The organism is Mesorhizobium sp. M2E.F.Ca.ET.209.01.1.1 (assembly GCF_004010375.2).
GTDB lineage: Bacteria > Pseudomonadota > Alphaproteobacteria > Rhizobiales > Rhizobiaceae > Mesorhizobium.
This window is the reverse complement of the sequence record NZ_SADP02000011.1, coordinates 1-15,744: the sequence shown is the minus strand read 5'-3', so window position 1 is coordinate 15,744 and position 15,744 is coordinate 1. Positions and strand designations below refer to the sequence as shown.

Genomic DNA, 15,744 nt, shown 5'->3' with positions numbered 1-15,744 from the left:
TTCAGGCAAGCTTAACAGTGACCAAAACCATCAGCCTGACCGGCATGCGCAGCTTCGTCGCGGTCTGCGAGACCGGCGGCGTGCGTGCCGCCGCCGATCAGATCGGCCGAACGCCGTCAGCCGTGTCGATGACCCTGAAGCAACTGGAAGACGATATCGGCGCGCCACTGTTCGAGAGCGAGCGCAAGGGCGCGCTCTCGCCGGTCGGGCGCATCGTGCTCGACGAGGCGCGCGCGATGATCGCCCATTACGACCGCGCCTGCCTGGCGATGACCAGCTACGCCGCGGACCTGCAGGGCCGCTGCGACGTTGCAAGCGTTCCTTCGGTCGCGGTCACCTTACTGCCGCGCGCGATCGCCCAGCTCCGCGCCGAGGGCAGCAGTTTCGACATCCATGTGCGCGACAGCGATTCCAACGCGATCGTCGAGGCGGTGGAAAACGGCATGGTTGAGGTTGGCCTTTGCGTGCTCGCCACCAGACGGCCGCAGCTCAGCTTCGAGCCGCTGTTCCAAGAGCCGCTCGATTTCGTCTGCCCGGCCGATCATCCCCTGGCGAAATCGAAGCGCCCGTTGAAATGGGCGCAGCTGGAAGGCGAGAACTTCATCCGCAATGGCGCGGCCGAAGCACTCGGGCTTGCCGAGACCGAGGCGCTTGCCGCCGGCTCGAAGCTCACTGCGACCAATGTGAGCTCCAACCTGGCGATGGTGGAGGCCGGGCTCGGCGTCACCATCCTGCCCCGGCTCTGCCGCTGGAAATGCAGCCATGCCGTGCGCTTCGTCCCGCTTGCCGATCCGCGCTCGAGCCGGACGGTCGGCTGGATCGCCAAGGAAGGCCGGAACCTGCAGCCCGCGTCGCTGCGCTTCATCGAATGCATTCGCCAGCAGACCCAGACGAGCGAGGGAGAGTTCGGCTATGCCGCGGCATGATTGGTGGTTGACCGGATGACACGCCTGACGCAAGCCCGCATCGAAACGCTCGCCCGGGAAGCGCTGACGCGGCATGGCGCTAGCGAGCGGCAGGCTGTGGCGCTGGCCGCCGGCATCGCGGCGGCGGAACGCGACGGCTTGAAGTCGCACGGGCTGATGTATCTGCCGACCTATTGCGAGCACTTGACCTGCGACAAGGTGCTGGGACTGGCCGAGCCGCGCTTGACCCGGCCTGCGCCGGCCGTTGTCGCCGTCGATGCCGGCAACGGCTTTGCCCATGCGGCAATCGCCCTCGGCATGCCGCCGCTGATCGAAGCGGCGCGCTCCCAAGGCGTCGCCGCGCTCGCCATCCGCAATTCCTACAATTGCGGCGCGTTGGGCTATCACACCGAGCGCATCGCCCAGGCCGGCCTGGTCGGGCTGGGTTTCACCAACGCGCCGGCCTCGATCGCGCCCTGGGGCGGCCGCAAGGCGGCAGTGGGCACCAATCCCTGGTCGCTCGCGGTCCCGGATGGACAGGGCGGCGCGCGCTTCGTCATCGACCAGAGCGCAAGCGTCGTCGCCAAAAGCGAGGTCATCAAGCGGGCCCGCGCCGGCGAGCCTATCCCGCCCGGCTGGGCCTTCGACGCGAGCGGCGAGACGACCACCGATGCCGGCGAAGCGCTGAAGGGCACGATGGCTCCGGCGGGCGGCTACAAGGGCGTCGGCTCGGCGCTTTTGGTGGAGATTTTCGCCGCATGCCTGACAGGGGCGAATCCAGGACTTGTCGCGAGCCCCTTCTCCGGCACCGCCGGGGGCCCGCCTGGAACCGGCCAGTTCTTCCTGGCGGTCTCGCCCGACGCGACGTCGGCCGGGGCGTTCGCAGGCAATCTGGAAACCGTCGCCGGCGCCTTCATCGGCGAGGCGCGGCTTCCCGGCACGAGGCGCTTCGGCGCGCGCGAGAGCAATGCCCAAGGCATCGAGGTGGCGGCCGAGACGCTCGCCACGCTGGAAAAACTCGCCGGGATGGCCGCATGACGGCGATCGCGCTGCGCCCGCCGGAGGTCGTCATGCGCCTGCAACGGCTTGGCGCGGCGCATCCGACGCGGCTCAGCTTCCTGCGCCAGATGATCCGCCGCGCCACCAGGGAGAAATGGCGTGTCCGCAGGCACCTGTTCGACCTCGACGACAATGGGTTCGGGCGTGCGTGCTATGCGGTCGAGACGCCGGCAAGGACCTACAGCCTGATCGCGTTCTCGACGCCGCTCGACGACGAGAAGCGCTCGGACCGGGTAATCGCGCAGGCCTGGGACACGAGCTACGTGCTTTACGACGGCTTGCCGGACGCCGCCGACATCGCCCGGCTGGAGGCGAATGCGCCGCTGCAGGAGGCCGGCCGCTACACCAGCCGCGAACTGGTGCTGGCGCGCGCGAACAAGAGTGTCAGGCTCTTTGAGGACGTCGCCACGGTGCTGGCGCAGGGACGACAGCCGAATGAGGAGCAGTTGCTCGGCGTCGGCTATCTGCTTCGCACCACGGCGGTCTACGGCAACGGCAAGTTCGGCATCGCCGATCGCGACGAGATCGCCGCACGTCCGGAGCTTGCCGGATCCTTCCAGGCCGAAATGCTCACCGTCTGGCTGATCCGCTCCTTCACTCTCGACCTCGTCGATCACATTGCCCGTCGCCGCAACCCGGCCGGCGCGGCAAGGCTGGCGCAGGACCTGCGCCGGGCACTTGGTGTGGGCAACGCGACCGGGCTCGGCATGGCGCCCTTCCTCGTGCGCCATCCGCTGTTGACGCATAGCTGGTTCCTGGCCCGCGAAACCGCGCTGGCGCGGGTGCGCGCCGTACCACAAGCCGGGAAAGCGGAACGAGACGCCTTCTCGAACGCGCTCGTCGATCTGCGCCGGCGCGTTGCCCGCTGGCACAGTGACGACAGCCGCCAGGCCGCCGCGACCCGAATATTGGCCCGCGACCTCGACACGCTGGCCGAAAATCTCGATCAGCTTCTGGCGAAGCCGCGCCCATGGGATGCGCTCTATCGCTTCGCTGAAGATCACTTCTCGCTGGAGGGGCAGGAAGCCTGCGTCTCCCTTATCCTGGAACCGCACGGCGCCTTGATCGACGAGCTCGGCGACACGATGAAGGCCGACGAGACGCCGGGCCATACCGTCGACGGCAGCATGAATTGCGGTTCGCTGCGCCAGGCGCTTCTCGACTCCTATTCCTGGGCGAGGGCAATCGACTTCGCCGAGCCGGCCGCCAACGCGCGCTTCTGGTACGTCTCGGCGGAGAAGCTCGAGCCAAGGCTTGGCGAGCGCTTCGAGGAGGACGGCGCCGAACTCGAACAACCTTTGGCCACCGCGCGCGACGCGCTCGGCCTGGCGGCCGCGCTGGCGCGGGAGCCGGCCTCGGCCAGTGTCGCGGACTTCCTGCTGCGCCGGCCGGAATGGCGCCATGCGGTGCGACGCGCCCAGATCGTCGCCAAATTTCCCTATGCCGAGATCCACGACAATCTGATCGGCGCTGAATTGCGGCCCGTCGACATATTACGCGCCAAGCTGGCGTTCTTCGGCGCGCGCAGCTTCGATCCGCGCTCCGACCGCTGGCTGCGCATCGCGCTGTTCAGCGGCGAGCCGCTGATCGAGGATGTCGCCACGATGGCCGGAGAAGCCGCGTGATCGACCTGTCGCTCAACGAGGTGGAAACGCTGAGCGCCAAGGCGGCGCGGGGCGCCGGATTTTCATGGGGATTGGCCGAGGATATCGGCCGCGCGGCGCGCCGGATCGCGGTCGAGGACGACAACTGGGGCCTGGCCATGCTGAACCTTGCCGAACGCGCGCAATCCTTCGAGCCGCCCGATCCTGCCCGCGCGGCGCGCTGGCGGAGCGGCAAGATTGACGTCGCGACTGGAAGGCCGCTCTGTCCGATCCGGACGGCGGCCCTGCTGCTCGACGAACCACTTCCAGCGAACGTGATGCCGCTGACGATCCTGGATGTCGGCCTGCCGGTCTGGCTCGACGCCATGCTGCGCTGCTCGACGATGGGCGTGGCGCGGCCCATGGCGCGGGCGACGCGCGCCGATGTCGTCATCGAGCGCCGCGCCGACACCGAGCAGCCGGCAACAAGCCGGCGCGGTGCGATCGACGACCGGACGCTTGCGGCGCTCAATTCCTTCGCCGCCAGAACCTATGTGCCGGAAAGCGAACGATCGCGCCTGCGTGGTGCCGGCGGCGGCCGGGTGGACGATGAATAACAAGGGGAGAACAAAATGAGCGCAGCCGACGGCCAGAAGATTGCCATGCGTGGCGCGGGCTATTATTCGGCCAACACCGTCGGCGCCAAATACGTCATCGACAAGGTCGGCGATCTCGTCGTCGAGGCTGTCGCCAGGATGCCTCGGCTGGCCGACGGCCTGCCCTTCGCCATCGCCGATTTCGGCGCCGCCGATGGGGGCACTTCGATGGACATGATGCGGCGGCTGGTCGGTGCCGTTCGGGAGGCGGAACCGAACCGGGCGATATCGATCACCTACACCGACCTGCCTCATAATGATTTCTCGACTCTGTTCCGGCTCAGCCAGGGACTGCTCGGGACCTCGACGGACGTCCCGCTGGCCGAGACGCCAGGGCTCTACATCTTCGGCAGCGGCACCAGCTTCTACCGCCAGATCCTGCCGGACGATTCGCTCTCCTTCGGCTTCTCCGCGACGGCGATGCACTGGATCAGCAAGCGGCCCTGCATGATCGCCGATCACGTCCAGGCGGTCGGTGCAAGCAATGCCGAGCGCGAGCAGTTCCGCGCCCAGGCGCTGCGCGACTGGGAGACGATCCTGCTTGCCAGGGCGCGCGAATTGCGATCAGGGGGGCGGCTGGCGCTGGCCAATTTCTGCGTCGACGAGGAAGGCCGCTATCTCGGGCATACGACAGGCGCCGACATGTTCGACAGCTTCGCGCGCCATTGGCGCGGCCTGCTGCGGGCCGGGCGGATCAACGAGGTGGAATACGTCAACGCGACGTTCCAGCAGTTCTACAAGACACCTGAGGAGTTTGCCGCGCCGTTCCGCGATCCCACTTCGCCGGTGTCGCAAGCCGGGCTAAGGCTGGAGACGATGTTCACCATGGTCACGCCCTGCCCCTATGCGGAAGCCTTCCGCACCCACCGCAATGCGAAGGATTTCGCCCGCGCCTATGTGCCGACGCTGCGCTCCTGGTCCGAGACCGTTTTCGCCAACGCGCTGGATCCCGCGCGACCGCCAAGCGAACGCTCCGCGATCGTCGACGATTTCTACGGCGCCTATGAAGCCGACGTCGCACAAGCTCCCGAAGGCCACCGCATGGACTACGTCCACTGCGTGACGGAAATCGTCAAGTCTTGACGGACCGGCAAACGCCGCCCGCTCCAGGTCTTGACGAAAACAGGCGCGCCTGTTTGAGACTCGGGAAGCAAGGGGACATTCGCTCCCGAGGAGATGAGCAGGCGGTGGGCAAGCTTTGAAGCGCGTTTTTCGATTGCTTGCCGCTGCGATCATGGCGTCCGGCGTGACCGGATGCACCAGCATTTCCTATTATGCGCAGTCGCTGGAGGGCCATGTCGAGATCATGGCCGCGCGGAAAAATGTTGGAAGACTGATCCGCGATCCCTCTACGCCCAAGGCGCTGCGCGCCAAGCTGACGTCGGCCAGCGCCATTCGCCGCTTCGCCACAAAAGAATTGGCGCTGCCCGACAACAGCAGCTACCGCAGCTATGTCGACGTGGGCCGCAACGATGTGACCTTGGCGGTCTTTGCCGCGCCGCAATTCTCGCTCGCGCCGATAACATGGTGCTTTCCGGTGTTCGGCTGCGTTCCCTACAAGGGGTATTTTTCGCGCAAGGACGCGCTCGAAAATGCCGCCGCGCTGCAGCGGCAAGGGCTGGACGTCTATGTGACAGGCATCACGGCCTATTCCACGCTGGGCTGGTTCAGCGACCCGCTGCTCAGCACCATGCTGCGCCAGAACGACACCTATCTCGCCAGCCTTGTCTTCCATGAGCTGGCGCATCAGAAAGTCTATGTGAACGGCGACTCCGCTTTCAACGAGGCTTTCGCTGTTTCCGTCGAAACCACCGGCACGCGGAAATGGCTCCGCGCCACCGGCAACCGCGCCGGATTGCGCAGCTACGAAGCCGATCGAAAGCGCAAGGCGGATTTCCTCGGATTGATCTCGAAGACCCGCGACGAGCTGAAACAGGTCTATGGAAGTCCCCGTAGCCCAGAGCAGATGGCGGTCGCCAAGGCAGCTACGATCGACAGGCTGCGGATGCGCTACCGGCAATTGCGCGACAAGCGCTGGGCCGGATACCGGGGGTACGACGCCTGGTTCGACAGCCCGATCAACAACGCGAAGCTCGCCGCGACCGCCGTCTACGGCGAAGAGGTCCCGGCGTTTCTTCGCTTGTTCGACTTGTGCTCCGGCGACTATCCGAGGTTCTACGCCGCTGTTCGACGGATCGGCGCCTTGCCCGCGCCCTCCCGTGCCGAAGCGCTCAAGGCTGCGACGACATGTGATTGAGCTGAACCGGCTCTAATTCGCCGCCAGCGCCGCCACCTCGCGCCTGAAAGGCAGCGCGTCGCCGATATCGGCTTCGTCCAGCTCGCGGGCGAAGCGGTGGCCGGCATAGGTCGCCCAGGCGATAGGCCCTGGCGCCTCGGCGTCACCGATGACCTTGACCGACCGGATGCCGTTGCCGGCCCACTCGCTCTCCCGGGCTTTCAGCTCGCGCCAGACGGCGTCGTCCTGATTGCGCGACGTGACCAGGACGACGGCATCGGCCGCCAATTCCTGACGCGCGCCTGTGTAGACGCAGGCCGTGGCGACGCCGCCCGACGCGATGCTCGTGACGGTTCTGTTGAGGACGATATCGACGCCCAGCTCCGCCAGACGGCGGTGGATGGCCCCCTGCTCCAGCGTGTTGCGGGTCCAGTCCGAGACATAGGCCGACGGCGTCACCAAGGTCACCTTCGCGCCCTGCCGCGCCATCAGCTCGGCCAGCACGCCGCCCATGTAATAGTGGTCATCGTCGAACAGCACGACATTGCCGGAAGGCACCTTGCCGTCCATCAGATCGTCGGGCGTGTAGACCGGCATGGCGGCATCGATCGGCATCGGCACGACATGGGCGCGCGCCACGCCGTCGCGTCGCCAGGTCGACCCGGTCGCAATGGCGACGTGCTGGAAGCCGAAGGACAGGATGTCGTCCGCCGACAACCGGCTTTCGAAATAGATGTCGACATTCGGCATCTGGCTGAGCTGGTACTGGCGATAGTCGCGCACCCGCCCCCAGGCCGACAGGCCCGGAAGCAGGCATTCGCGCGCCACGCGGCCGCCAAGCTCGGTGCCTGCTTCCGCCAAGGCCACCTGATAGCCGCGCAGGCCGAGCGCGCGGGCGGCCTCCAGTCCGGCAGGCCCGGCGCCGACGATCAGCACGCTGTCGCTGCCGCCCTTGGCCTGCATGCGCTCCGGGTGCCAGCCCTTGCGCCATTCCTCCATGAAGGTCGGGTTCTGCGTGCAGCGCGAGATCGACATGGTCATGTCGCCGGTGATGCAGATGTTGCAGCCGATACATTCGCGGATGTCTTCGATGCGGCCCTCCTCAACCTTCCGCGGCAGGAAGGGATCGGCGATCGACGGGCGGGCGCAACCGATGAAGTCGAGCGTGCCCGACTTGATCATCCGCACCATCACGTCGGGCGAGGTGAAGCGGCCGACGCCGACGACCGGCTTCGAGGTGAGCTTCTTGATGCCGGAGACGAGGCTCTCCTGCGCGGCCTCTTCCTTGAAGCGCGACGGCCCCGAGCAATCCTCCCAGGCGCCATGGGCGAGGTCCCAGAGATCGGGCAGCTCGGCATGCATCTCGATCATGTCGCGGACTTCCGAATTGGCGAAGCCAAGCTCGCCGATCATCTCGTCCAGCGACAGCCTGAGTGTCAGGCCGCAGGTGTCGCCGATCGCTTCGCGCCCTTCCTCGATCAGCTCGCGCATCAGCCGCGAGCGGTTTTCCAGCGAGCCGCCATATTCGTCGCTGCGCTGGTTGGTGGCGGTGGATAGAAAATGCTGGATGATGCCGAAGCCATGCGCGCCGTAGAGACAGACCAAATCGAAACCTGCCTGCTTCGCGCGCTTGAAAGCATTGCGGTGCCAGCGGCGCAGGTCGCGTATATCCTCTCTGTCCATGGCCCGCGCCTGCACCGGATCGTTGGTGAAGGTGCGGATCGGCAGGGCCGACGGCCCGCGCGGAACCTCTTTCGTGTAGAGATTGGGGCCGTTGATGCCGGAATAGGCAAGCTGGATGCCGGCGAGCGCGCCATATTCGTGCATGGCTTTCGCCATCTTGGCGAGCGCCGGAATGTCGGCGTCGTCCCACAGCCTGAGCTCGATGAAGGGCGTGATCTCCGAGGTGTGGTGCATCTCCGTCTGCTCGGTGAAGATGACGCCCCATCCGCCTTCGGATTTCATGCGCCGCATCTCGGCCGCGGCCGACGGATCGCGGTAGCCTCCGCCATTGCAATGCGGAACCTGATAGAAGCGGTTCTTGGCGGTCACCGGACCGATCTTCATCGGCTCGAACAGAATGTCGTAGCGTGGGTCGCGCATGGTACTTCCCTTCCCGTCGGCTGGCGCTGCCGATGCTCTGGAGACTACTCATAAGTTGGCGCAGACGCAGGAAAACAACGGAATTCTTCTGTGCGGATTAGGACACGCCTAATCGCGCATCTGGGATTAGCCTGCGATGAACCGGGGCTGAGCCAAATGCGACTTCAGCGCCGCCACGCCACGATGCTACACAGCCGAGAGCGGCAACGAGGCAAGAGATATGGACAGCATCAGGATCCTCGAACGGCTGATCGCCTTCCCGACGGTGAGCCGTGACTCGAACCTCGACCTCATTGGCTACGCGGCGAACCTCCTGGAAGCCAACGGCATAGCCAGCCAGATCATCCACAGCGCCGACGGTCACAAGGCCAATCTCTTTGCCACGATCGGTCCGGCCAACAAGCCCGGCATCATGCTGTCCGGCCACACCGACGTCGTTCCCGTTGACGGCCAAAACTGGACGCTGCCGCCCTTCGCGATGACCCAACGCGACGGCAAGCTTTATGGGCGCGGCGCGGCGGACATGAAGGGTTTCGTGGCCTCGGCGCTCGCCGCCTGCCTCAAGGCTTCGAAGATGGCGCTTCGCACGCCCTTGCATCTGGCGCTCTCCTATGACGAGGAGGTCGGCTGCCTCGGGGTGCGAGACCTGATCGAGATGCTGAGCGCGGCACCCCAACGCCCGCTGCTGTGTATTGTCGGCGAGCCGACCAACATGCAGGTGGCCACGGGGCACAAGGGCAAGCTCGCCGCACGCGCCGTCTGCAAGGGACGCGAGGGCCATTCGGCTCTTGCTCCGCTGGCGCTCAACGCCATCCATCTCGGTTGCGATTTCGTGCGCGCCTTGCGCGACGAACAGGAGCGGCTCGCCCGCGAAGGCCCGCGCGACGGCGATTACGACATTCCTTACACCACCGTGCATGTCGGCAAGATCAATGCCGGCGTGGCGCTCAACATCGTGCCCAACCTTTGCGAGGTGGAATTCGAGATCCGCAACGTCGCCGCCGACGATGCCGCCGGCATTCTCGACAGGCTCCGCGCTGCCGCGGCGCGCATTGCCTCTGACGCCGCTTCAATCGCCCCCGAAGCGGCGATCGACATCGAGATCACCTACACCTATCCGGGTCTCGATACGCCGGCGACGTCCGAAGCCGTCGCTTTCGTCAAATCACTGACCGGAGCCAACGACACCATGAAGGTCGCCTTCGGCACGGAAGGCGGATTGTTCAGCCGTGATCTCGACACGCCTTCCGTCGTCTGCGGACCGGGCTCCATGGCGCAGGGGCACAAGCCGGACGAATATGTCAGCGTCGAACAATTCCGGCGCTGCGACGAGATGCTGGAGCGACTGCTGTCGCGGCTCGCCGAAGGCTGGCCGTGACTCTTACTTGACGATGCGCTCGGTGCCGAAGACGCCTTGCTCGACCACGAAACGGCGGCAATGGTCGATGAAAGCCTGCACGGTCAGCGTGCGATGCTCGGCATTGGGCAGCGCAATGCCCATGGTCAGCGGCCTGATGTCTCCCAGCAAGGGCACGAAGACCAGCAGCTTGCCGTCCGGCGACATGGTGTTGAGCGGCCGCATATTGGCAATGCCGTAGCCGAAGCCGTTGGCGACCATCGAGCGCATCACGGCGATGTCGCCGGTGCGCTCGGCGATCCTGGGCCGCAGGCCCTGGAACGCCGAGAGGAAGTATTCCCGGCTGTAGGGCAGATCGAGCAGCACCATCGGCTCGTCGACCAGTTCCTCGGGCGTGATACCCGCCCTCCCCGCCAGGCGATGCGCGGCCGGCAGCATCACATAGGCCGGCAACTGGATCAGCGGCTCGAACGTCATGTCCTGCGACAATTCGAGATCGTAGGTCAGCGCTGCGTCTATTTCGCCACGCTGCAGCATCTCGAACAATTGTCCCTGGTTGCGCTCGAACTGGCGGACCCGCACATCCGGATAGGCGTCCTCGAACTTTCTGCGCAGCGCCGGCAGCACGATCTGCGCGAAAGTGAGCAGGCAGCCGACCGCCAGCGGTCCGCGCACCTTTTCGGCGATATCGCCGGCAATGTCGTGCAGCGCGTCCGCATCGTTGAGCAGCCGCGCGGCCTCCTTGAGGAACAGGCGCCCGCCCGCCGTCAGCGCCAGCGCATGCGAATGCTTGCGCACGAAGAGCTGGACGCCGAACTCCGCTTCGAGCTGCGCGATCGACGCCGAGATCGACGGCGGCGAGACATTCACCTGCTCGGCCGCCTTGGCGATCGAGCCGGCTTCGCCAACGGCGACGAAATATTCGAGCTGTCTGAGCGTGAAGCGGAGCGGCATGGGCTGCTATGATGCCCGTTTGGTCGCTGCAATCAAGTCGCGGCCGCTCCTGCCCTCGATGAAAGCTTTGTCACGAAAACGGATCACGGACGCCTTGCCGACCCACTCCTTGTGGCTGAGTTCGCGCAGACTTGCTCCAGACTGCCGGTATTACTCGTCACCGGGCACGCCGTAGCTCGGCGCGTCGGACGGATTGAGGGCGCGGGTGACGTAGGCATCGAGCTGAGGCTTGTAGATCTCCCACAGCGCAGCCAGCTGCTCGATCGGGCAATCCTCGGTCCAGTCGCAGCGCAGATCGGCGACGGGCCAGGACACATCGCGCACCAGCTTCATGCCGGCGGAGCGGACAGGTCCCGCCTCCCCGCCCGCCTTGAGCGCGGCGCGCATCGTGGCAATCAGCCGGTCACCGAGGTCGCCCTCGGAGGCAAGGAATGCGTCGACCATAGCTTGCGGAACGCCGGCGTTCGCGAGCAGGTTGCCACCGCACGCGACGGCCTCGCCGCGCGCCTCGGCCCAGATGCCGAGCGCCTTCGGCCCGGAATGGATCGCGCTGCCGCCGGCCGCGTCGACCGCCAGCACCTGCCGGTATTCGCTGAAGGCGGCCGTGCGCTTGATGATCGCGACCGCCTCGGCGGCGGAGGCGCCGCGCGCCATCAGCTCCAGCGCCCGGACCCCGAGCGTCGGGTCGGTGACGTTCTGGCTGGCGACCGCGCCGACGCCGGCCTGCGCATAGGCGCAGCGCGCCGCGACCGCGGGGGACGACGAGGACACCGCCACCCCGAACATGCCCGTGCGCCTGCAGCGCGCGACGATGGAAAAGGTCATGACGCTCAGTCCGGAATGACGGCGGTGCCGTCGATTTCGACCAGCCATTCCGGCCGCGCCAGCGCCGACACGACCAGCCCGGTCGACACCGGATGCACGCCCTTGATGTATTCGCCCATCGTCCGATAGACGGCCTCGCGATGGCGGACGTCGGTGATGTAGACGACCACCTTCACAAGATGCTCCATCGTGCCGCCGCACTCCTCGATGAGCTGCCTGATGTTCTGCATGACCTTGTGCGTCTGCTCGGCCGGATCGTGGCTGTCGATGTTCTTGGCCGTGTCGAGATCCTGCGGGCACTGGCCGCGCAGATAGACGGTGCGGCCGCCACGCGTGACGACGGCTTGGCAGAGGTCGTTGTCGAGCTTCTGCTCGGGATAGGTTTCCTTGGTGTTGAATTTGCGAATTCGCGTATGCGCCATCTTGGTCTCCAATTGGATCGGGCTCGCAGCTTTGGTCAGGCGTCCACGGGCTCGCGTTGTGCGGCGGCGTGGTAGGCGAGATATTTACGCTGCGTCGAAATACGGTCTGCCACATGCTTGGCATCATGCCAGACGCCCCAGATAAAGCTCGACCCCCTGCGCGACTGCCAGGGCAGTCCCAGGAAATAGATCCCGGGTTCGGTCGAGACGCCGCGCTGGTGCCTTGGCCGGCCCTTCTCGTCGAAGGCATCGACCTTCAGCCAGCTGTAGTCGACGGCGAAGCCTGTCGCCCACAGGATCGTCGCGATCCCGGCCTCGGCCAGATCGAGCTCGAGGATCGGATTGGTCACGCAGTCAGGGTCCGGGCCGATTTTGCGGAGGGCGGGCTCTTCCGGAAGGTCGAGGCCGTTGCGCGCGACATAGGCGTCGGCTTCGTCCAGCAGCGACATCAGATTGGCGTCGCCTCGGGCAATGTTCTTTGCAAGATCCGGCGCGAAACGCATCACGCCATCCTGGTACGCCTTGGTCATGCCGACCAGCGTGAGCCCCTGCGCGGCCAGGCGACGGAAATCGATCGTCTCGCCGCCGCGCGCGCCGCTGACAGCGATCGTGACATGTTCCGTGCCGGGTCCTGGCGTTTCGAGGTCCCATTTGCCGAGCACGCCTAGCCACCAGCAGAAGTCGCGCCCGCGATAGGAGCGCGGCGGACGGTCATGCGCGCCGACGGAAAGATAGACGCGCCGTCCGGCGCGCTGGAGCTCATCGGCAATTTGCACGCCCGAAGATCCCGCGCCGACCACCAGCACCGCGCCCTTTGGCAATTGCGCCGGATTGCGGTACGCGCTGGAGTGGATTTGCAGGAGACCGGCATCGGCAGGAACGAGAGATGGGATGACGGGGACCTGGAAAGGTCCGGTCGCGGCGACGACGCTGTTGGCTTCGATCACGCCATCCGACGTCTCGACGCGAAATCCCGGACGGCCGACATTTCTCTGCACGAGCTTGACCTCGACGCCGCAGCGGATCGGCGCGTTGATCTGCTTTGCGTAGGCGACGAAATAGTCGGCGACCTCCTCCTTCGACGGAAAGCCGTCGGGGCCGGTCACAGGAAACTCCAGGCCCGGGAATCGGTCATGCCAGGCCGGACCGTTGGCGACCAGCGAGTCCCAGCGCTGCGAGCGCCAGCGCTCGGCAATCCGGCCGCGCTCGAGAACCAGATGAGGCACGCCGCATTTGCTCAGGTGCTCGCTCATGGCCACCCCGGCCTGGCCTCCACCGACGACAAGCGTGTCTACCGTTTCAACCGACATGCTCAGTCCTTTTTTGATCATCCGACAGCTTCCGCTGCGCGGGATGAAACCCGATCTTGGGCAGTGGGTGGATGCAGATAGGCTGCGCCATCCGACCGCTTCTTACTGGCGCTCACAAGTAGCAGCACGTGCCGGCGCGAGCCCATAACGAATCTCCGAAGTCACGCGTAACCATTTCCGAATTTCTCGCCCCCATGGACGCACCTAGAGTTCCGGCATTCTCGAGGGGCTGGGATGCAGACTGAGAGCTTTGACTACATTGTCGTGGGCGCCGGTTCGGCCGGTTGCGTGGTGGCCAATCGGCTGAGCGCCGACCCATCGGTCAAAGTGTGCCTGATCGAGGCCGGCGGCAGCGACAACAGCCTGCGGGTCAAGGTGCCGGCGGGCATTCGCTCTATGGAAACCCAAACTACGACTATTGTTTCGTCGGCGTGCCGCAACCGCAGCTCAACAACCGCAGCATTCCAGTCAACCGCGGCAAGGCGCTGGGCGGATCGAGCTCGATCAACTCGATGGTCTATATCCGCGGCGCCGCCGAGGATTATGACGAATGGGCCGGTCTCGGCTGCGCCGGCTGGGCCTACCGCGACGTGCTGCCCGTGTTCAGGAAGCTGGAGCGCAACCTGCTTGGCCAGGACTCGCGCTATCACGGCAGCGACGGCGAATTGCTGGTCGACAATCCGCGCGATCCGAACGTGCTTTCAAGCATGTTCGTCAAGGCTGGCAAGAACGCCGACCTCCCCGCCAACGCCGACTTCAACGCCGAAAGCCAGTTTGGCCTTGGCATCTACAACGTCACGCAGGATCGCGGGCAGCGCTTCAGCAGCTTCAGCGCCTTTATGCGTCCGGTGCTTCATCGCAAGAATCTGACATTGCTCAGCCAATGCGAGGTGATCGATCTGGTCATCGCCGAGGGTCGCGCCACGGGACTGCGCATTCGGCATCAGGGCCAGCAGAAGACGCTCTCGGCCAGCCGCGAGATCGTGCTTTCGGCCGGTGCCATCAACTCGCCCAGGATATTGATGGCCTCGGGGATCGGTTCCGCTGCCGAACTCCAAGCGATCGGCATCGCGCCGGTGCTCGACCTGCCGGGCGTCGGCAAGAACCTGCAGGATCATGTCGACGGCATGATCACCGTGCGCTCCAGGAGCACCAGGACGCTCGGCCTGTCGCTTGCCAATCTGCCGCGCATCGCGGCGGCGCCTTTCCAGTATTTCGCGCGCCGCAAGGGCATGCTCACCACCAACTATGTCGAAGCCGGCCTTTGCCAAAACCAGGTACACGAATGGCCTGCCCGACATCCAGTTCCACTTCGTGCCTGGATATCGCAGCCATCGCGGCAGGCTGATCGAATACGGTCACGGCTACGCCATTCACACCTGCGTTCTGAGGCCGAAAAGCGTGGGCGAGATCAGGCTGTCGCGCGACAATTCCCGCCGCGACGTCCTCATCGACCACCGCTTCTTCACGCATGAAGACGACGCCATGGTGCTGGTTGAAGGCATCAAGATCGCGCGCCGGATTTTTGCCTCGCCCGAGTTCGACAGCGTGCGCGGCAAGGAGATGCTTCCGGGCAAGGATGTAAGCAGCGACGACGAGATCCTGGCCTATCTGTGCGCCGAGGCGCTGACCGTCTATCACCCGGTCGGAACCTGCAAGATGGGAACCGACGATATGGCCGTCGTCGATCCGGCGACGCTCAAGGTGCGGGGCGTCGAAGGGCTTCGCGTCGCGGATGCTTCGGTCATGCCGAAACTGATCGGCGGCAACACCAACGCGCCAAGCATGATGATCGGCCAGAAGGCTTCCGAGATGATCCTCGGCTCGGCGCGCAACGGCAAATAGGTCGCAGCTATTTCGGTGAACCGTCACAAACGTCCGGAATTGGCTTAAGCCCTCCAAACCTCGTCATTTTAGGGCGGAGCAAGGAGCGAAGCGACGCGCGCAGACCCTAGAATCCATTCCGTGAAGTTGAGGCGTCGCCGCGGTGCAGAATTCTGCTCCGCTGCATTCTTCGACCAAGGTCACGGAATGGCAACTGTGTTCACGCGAATGCGGTTTTGTCGCGAATGATGGCGTTGAGGACGACCAGGAGCTTCCTTGCGACGGCGATGATGGCCAGTTTCTTGGACCCCGAGCGGGCAGCAAGCGCTGTGTAGAATGTCTTGAAGCGCTCACAGGTTCTGATGGCGGTGAGGGCTGCCATGTAGAGGGCGCGGCGCACGCGTGATCGCCCGCCCTGGATCTGGCTCCTGCGGTTGAGCTTGCCGCTCTTGTTGTCGAACGGGGCAAGGCCGACGAGCGCGGCGATCGCCTTGGGTGAGCGCTGGCCGA

At 65.5% G+C, this 15,744-nt stretch carries 15 protein-coding genes and 1 pseudogene; 10 read left to right on the top strand and 6 right to left on the bottom strand.

Annotated elements, in window-relative coordinates:
- Positions 1-17: 17 nt before the first annotated feature.
- The 6 genes from EN852_RS20205 (at position 18) to EN852_RS20180 (ending at position 6,460) form a co-directional block, all read left to right on the top strand.
- On the top strand, positions 18-926 hold the full coding sequence (locus EN852_RS20205) for a LysR family transcriptional regulator (RefSeq protein ID WP_127876619.1): 909 nt from the start codon (positions 18-20) through the stop codon (positions 924-926).
- 15 nt (positions 927-941) lie between these two features.
- On the top strand, positions 942-1,943 hold the full coding sequence (locus tag EN852_RS20200) for an Ldh family oxidoreductase (protein ID WP_127876618.1): 1,002 nt from the start codon (positions 942-944) through the stop codon (positions 1,941-1,943).
- Positions 1,940-3,589 carry a hypothetical protein gene (locus EN852_RS20195; RefSeq protein ID WP_127876617.1) on the top strand — a complete coding sequence of 550 codons (1,650 nt, stop codon included), beginning with the start codon at positions 1,940-1,942 and terminating at the stop codon, positions 3,587-3,589. The genes EN852_RS20200 and EN852_RS20195 overlap by 4 nt, the downstream gene beginning before the upstream one ends.
- The gene (locus EN852_RS20190) at positions 3,586-4,164 is read left to right on the top strand and encodes a DUF3726 domain-containing protein (RefSeq protein ID WP_189546072.1); all 579 of its coding nucleotides are present in this window, start codon (positions 3,586-3,588) and stop codon (positions 4,162-4,164) included. The genes EN852_RS20195 and EN852_RS20190 overlap by 4 nt, the downstream gene beginning before the upstream one ends.
- A gap of 15 nt (positions 4,165-4,179) precedes the next feature.
- Entirely contained in the window at positions 4,180-5,286 is a 1,107-nt protein-coding gene (locus tag EN852_RS20185) for an SAM-dependent methyltransferase (protein WP_127876615.1), read from the top strand.
- Between the two features lie 151 nt (positions 5,287-5,437).
- A complete protein-coding gene (locus EN852_RS20180; protein ID WP_127876782.1) occupies positions 5,438-6,460 on the top strand; it encodes an aminopeptidase in 1,023 nt (340 codons plus the stop codon).
- Between the two features lie 12 nt (positions 6,461-6,472).
- Here the strand turns inward: EN852_RS20180 and EN852_RS20175 are convergent, their stop codons facing one another.
- Positions 6,473-8,542 (bottom strand): NAD(P)-binding protein, encoded by a 2,070-nt coding sequence (locus EN852_RS20175; protein ID WP_127876614.1) that lies wholly within the window; start codon positions 8,540-8,542, stop codon positions 6,473-6,475.
- Positions 8,543-8,762: 220 nt separating this feature from the next.
- Here EN852_RS20175 and argE point away from each other — a divergent pair, with 220 nt between their 5' ends.
- Positions 8,763-9,920, top strand: a complete 1,158-nt coding sequence (gene argE / locus EN852_RS20170) for an acetylornithine deacetylase (RefSeq protein WP_127876613.1) — start codon at positions 8,763-8,765, stop codon at positions 9,918-9,920.
- A 3-nt stretch (positions 9,921-9,923) separates the two neighbouring features.
- Here the strand turns inward: argE and EN852_RS20165 are convergent, their stop codons facing one another.
- The 4 genes from EN852_RS20165 to EN852_RS20150 form a co-directional block, all read right to left on the bottom strand.
- Positions 9,924-10,853 carry a LysR family transcriptional regulator gene (locus tag EN852_RS20165; RefSeq protein WP_127876612.1) on the bottom strand — a complete coding sequence of 310 codons (930 nt, stop codon included), beginning with the start codon at positions 10,851-10,853 and terminating at the stop codon, positions 9,924-9,926.
- Positions 10,854-11,003: 150 nt separating this feature from the next.
- Positions 11,004-11,678: a DUF1028 domain-containing protein gene (locus EN852_RS20160; RefSeq protein ID WP_127876611.1), complete on the bottom strand. Its 675-nt coding sequence runs from the start codon at positions 11,676-11,678 to the stop codon at positions 11,004-11,006.
- 5 nt (positions 11,679-11,683) lie between these two features.
- A complete protein-coding gene (locus tag EN852_RS20155) occupies positions 11,684-12,100 on the bottom strand; it encodes a RidA family protein (protein ID WP_042647582.1) in 417 nt (138 codons plus the stop codon).
- 35 nt (positions 12,101-12,135) lie between these two features.
- Positions 12,136-13,410, bottom strand: a complete 1,275-nt coding sequence (locus EN852_RS20150; RefSeq protein ID WP_127876610.1) for an NAD(P)/FAD-dependent oxidoreductase — start codon at positions 13,408-13,410, stop codon at positions 12,136-12,138.
- Between the two features lie 234 nt (positions 13,411-13,644).
- Between EN852_RS20150 and EN852_RS43200 the strand changes: the two are divergent.
- The 3 genes and pseudogenes from EN852_RS43200 to EN852_RS42430 all read left to right on the top strand — a co-directional run.
- A pseudogene (locus tag EN852_RS43200) lies at positions 13,645-13,749 on the top strand (lycopene cyclase family protein); the annotation flags it as partial.
- A gap of 92 nt (positions 13,750-13,841) precedes the next feature.
- The gene (locus EN852_RS20145; protein ID WP_281407797.1) at positions 13,842-14,885 is read left to right on the top strand and encodes a GMC family oxidoreductase N-terminal domain-containing protein; all 1,044 of its coding nucleotides are present in this window, start codon (positions 13,842-13,844) and stop codon (positions 14,883-14,885) included.
- The gene (locus EN852_RS42430) at positions 14,812-15,255 is read left to right on the top strand and encodes a GMC oxidoreductase (RefSeq protein ID WP_246694335.1); all 444 of its coding nucleotides are present in this window, start codon (positions 14,812-14,814) and stop codon (positions 15,253-15,255) included. Before EN852_RS20145 ends, EN852_RS42430 begins: the two co-directional genes overlap by 74 nt.
- A 199-nt stretch (positions 15,256-15,454) precedes the next feature.
- Here EN852_RS42430 and EN852_RS20140 read toward each other — a convergent pair.
- Positions 15,455-15,744, bottom strand: a 290-nt coding sequence (locus EN852_RS20140) for a transposase (protein ID WP_135879549.1), incomplete at its 5' end; no start/stop codon positions are given.

What these genes read in the sequence shown, in the direction of transcription:
- EN852_RS20195 (WP_127876617.1), top strand. Translation starts at nt 1,940, where the DNA reads ATGACGGCGATCGCGCTGCGCCCGCCGGAGGTCGTCATGCGCCTGCAA.
- EN852_RS20155 (WP_042647582.1), bottom strand. Translation starts at nt 12,100, where the DNA reads ATGGCGCATACGCGAATTCGCAAATTCAACACCAAGGAAACCTATCCC.
- EN852_RS20185 (WP_127876615.1), top strand. Translation starts at nt 4,180, where the DNA reads ATGAGCGCAGCCGACGGCCAGAAGATTGCCATGCGTGGCGCGGGCTAT.
- EN852_RS20180 (WP_127876782.1), top strand. Translation starts at nt 5,438, where the DNA reads ATGGCGTCCGGCGTGACCGGATGCACCAGCATTTCCTATTATGCGCAG.
- argE (WP_127876613.1), top strand. Translation starts at nt 8,763, where the DNA reads ATGGACAGCATCAGGATCCTCGAACGGCTGATCGCCTTCCCGACGGTG.
- EN852_RS20175 (WP_127876614.1), bottom strand. Translation starts at nt 8,542, where the DNA reads ATGCGCGACCCACGCTACGACATTCTGTTCGAGCCGATGAAGATCGGT.
- EN852_RS20200 (WP_127876618.1), top strand. Translation starts at nt 942, where the DNA reads ATGACACGCCTGACGCAAGCCCGCATCGAAACGCTCGCCCGGGAAGCG.
- EN852_RS20165 (WP_127876612.1), bottom strand. Translation starts at nt 10,853, where the DNA reads ATGCCGCTCCGCTTCACGCTCAGACAGCTCGAATATTTCGTCGCCGTT.
- EN852_RS20150 (WP_127876610.1), bottom strand. Translation starts at nt 13,410, where the DNA reads ATGTCGGTTGAAACGGTAGACACGCTTGTCGTCGGTGGAGGCCAGGCC.
- EN852_RS20160 (WP_127876611.1), bottom strand. Translation starts at nt 11,678, where the DNA reads ATGACCTTTTCCATCGTCGCGCGCTGCAGGCGCACGGGCATGTTCGGG.